Origin of the sequence: Calothrix rhizosoleniae SC01 (assembly GCF_900185595.1) — a bacterium.
Classification (GTDB): Bacteria; Cyanobacteriota; Cyanobacteriia; order Cyanobacteriales; family Nostocaceae; genus Calothrix_A; species Calothrix_A rhizosoleniae.
In genome coordinates this window covers 1-2,504 of record NZ_FYBH01000455.1, presented here as the reverse complement: position 1 = coordinate 2,504, position 2,504 = coordinate 1, and the positions used below count along the sequence as shown (strand labels likewise).

The window sequence follows — 2,504 nt, the reverse complement described above, 5'->3', positions numbered from 1 at the left end:
GGATGATTCTTGTGATGGTGCTACACCCAAAGCTTTCTGAAACCTCCGTAATGATAAATGCCGTTTGGTAGGTTTACCTGATTTTCTGCCACGTAATTGCTTGATTTCTGGTTGACCATCTTTGAGGAAATCATTGAGGGGAAATATTTGAGATAGGATTATGCAACGTAAGCGCAGTCCAAAGCCAAACAGGTCGAAGGCTTGATGATATGGCCGAAACTGTTCATATTGAAGCAATTCAGTTAGTTCTATCTCTATTACCTGCTGTTCTCTTTCGATTGAGCATATTCTTTGGGCGTGCCATCTAACAGTTCCAGTCAGTCCCAAGCCACAAGAGTTTTCATATTTTTTTGTGTAGTGGTTTGATTGTCTCTCACCAGCTAACCAGCCCCACAAAAGGGGGGTGTCCTTATGTTTGCCTCTAACACTAGAAACATGAGCAACTTCTGGGAATTGCCAGGCGAGGTCTTGACGGGCACGGTTAATTATTGGTGACTGAATGCGGTTGAGATGGTTTAGCCGTAAAGATAATTCCCGTATTCGGGCAATGATTGGTAGTCGGCGTTGAAGAAAGCGTGATTCTTCTTGAAAATAGTCAAAGCCATAACAAGCCAAAGCCAGGGAATCAGCGTCATCATCTTTGTCTGGTAAGCCCAGGTGATAGGCTCTGTAATTCCTCAATTCTTTGTGACCTACCAAACGCACTTCTACCCCAGCACGTTCTAAGTGAGTGACCCAAATTTTAGAATAATTTGTACCTGTTGGCTCAAGGATAGCAATATCCATATTCATTGCTAGTAGACTATCCAAGCCAAATTTGTCAGCATTGAATTTAGAAAATGGATAAGTATAATAAAATTCTCTTGGAACAGGTGGACGACCTGACAAAAGACAGCACGATACGGAGGCTTTGCTGACATCAACGCCTAGTATGTTGGGTGATTTAATTTTTTTTTGATTCAATGCTTATGAATCTCCCTAGGGCACGAAAGCCCGCTTCACTCTCAAAGCTGTTAATGGCTAAATTTTGGGGACAGCTGACGAGATTGTTTAGGCACAAAGCCTGTTCTACAATAAAAGCCGTTTCCCAATTTTTAAGCCATTACGAACTGGTTTGGACCCAATCCGCGACACTGAATCCAGTGTTTCGCCAAGTGGTCAACCCGGCTCATCAGGCGGTTTTTTGTATTAGCAAATGGCTCAATTTTGGGAATAGCTTACGAAATTGTTAGGGCACAAAGCCCACCTCACTCTCAAAGCCATCATCCCAAGGTTTAAGCCATTACGAACTGCTTTGGACACAATCCGCGACGGTGGGCTACTCCCACCGTTTCGTTGGGGTGTCAAACCAACTCATCAGGCGTATCTGAAATCATTAACTTGGCGTTATATTCTTGTAAATATTCATCATCAATTTCCTCTTCTGGTGTGGGCTTTCAGAAATCGGAAATTTCTTTTTCTTGGGTTGTTTCATCTATCTGCTTTTTCAGCTCCGTTAAACGTGCCATCGCTGCCCTAATTTCCTCTTCAATTTTTCGCTGGGAATCTTCCCTAATCTTGCGTTCAACCAACTCCATTAAGCGTGAAGTAGCAATTTCTATATCTTCATCAGCATCAAGATATTCGCTAATTTCTAACCTTTTTGACTCATAATTTCCTAGGTTTAAAACTCTCTGATATGTGATTATTCTTTCATCTGAATTAACTTGATTATTCCTGCTCATATTTACACCTCAATTCCTGTAAAATTTGCTTACCTTCCCCGTACCGCTTGCCGGTATATCCCATGACTTCTGTAATCACGTAACTGTCACTTTTATCACCTCCATGCTTTTGAATCAGCCGCCACAGTAGGGTACCTTCATCAGAAAAACAATCGCTAGAATCCTTGTCTTGACTGGTTTTTACGGCATTTTCAGGGGTTTTTTCGGGGTCATTTTTATTGTTTGAGTTTAGTTGTGGAATGGTTCTGGTGTAAGCCATTGGTAAGGCTTTCATCTCCCGGTATGATGGGAGTTTACAAGGTGAATCATCAAGTAAAGCGTGGCTTTGGTCTTGGCGTAACCAAGCAACCAAGGTATCTTTTTTCAAGGATTTGGCATGATTGACCGCAATTTTCCCTAGGCGTAGTTTGTAGAAACAATCAGCTAAATCGGCTTTACCTTCCAGTCCCCAAGCTCCTACCCGGTCGAATTGGGACAAGCAGATGATGAAACGCCGTGCTTTGCGACCCCTACGGGCATGACGTTCAAACCATTCATCCGCTACTGGGCACTTTTGGCGTATTTCTGGATACTCTTCTACGATGGTAATTTCATCGGTTCCCACTAGCGCCTTGTCACCTTGTTCATAGCGAGTCTTAATCCTGGTGCTTAACTCTTCTAATTCGGCTTCCATCGCCGCGTTAATCTCCCACCAATCCTCTCCCCTACCAATTACCTCTAAGCCTTGCCAATCTTCCGGTGTACCTTCGCAGTCAAGGACTTTTACACCACCACCAATGG

2 protein-coding genes and 1 pseudogene are annotated in these 2,504 nt (G+C 43.1%); all 3 read right to left on the bottom strand.

Annotated features, from left to right (window positions below):
- Positions 1-963, bottom strand: a 963-nt coding sequence (locus CALSC_RS25365) for an IS110 family transposase (protein ID WP_143288399.1), incomplete at its 3' end; no start/stop codon positions are given.
- 473 nt (positions 964-1,436) lie between these two features.
- Complete coding sequence (locus CALSC_RS25360; protein ID WP_088243952.1) at positions 1,437-1,724, bottom strand: hypothetical protein; 288 nt, start codon at positions 1,722-1,724, stop codon at positions 1,437-1,439.
- Positions 1,711-2,504 (bottom strand): annotated as a pseudogene (locus tag CALSC_RS26835) (hypothetical protein); the annotation flags it as partial. The pseudogene CALSC_RS26835 and the gene CALSC_RS25360, both read right to left, overlap by 14 nt.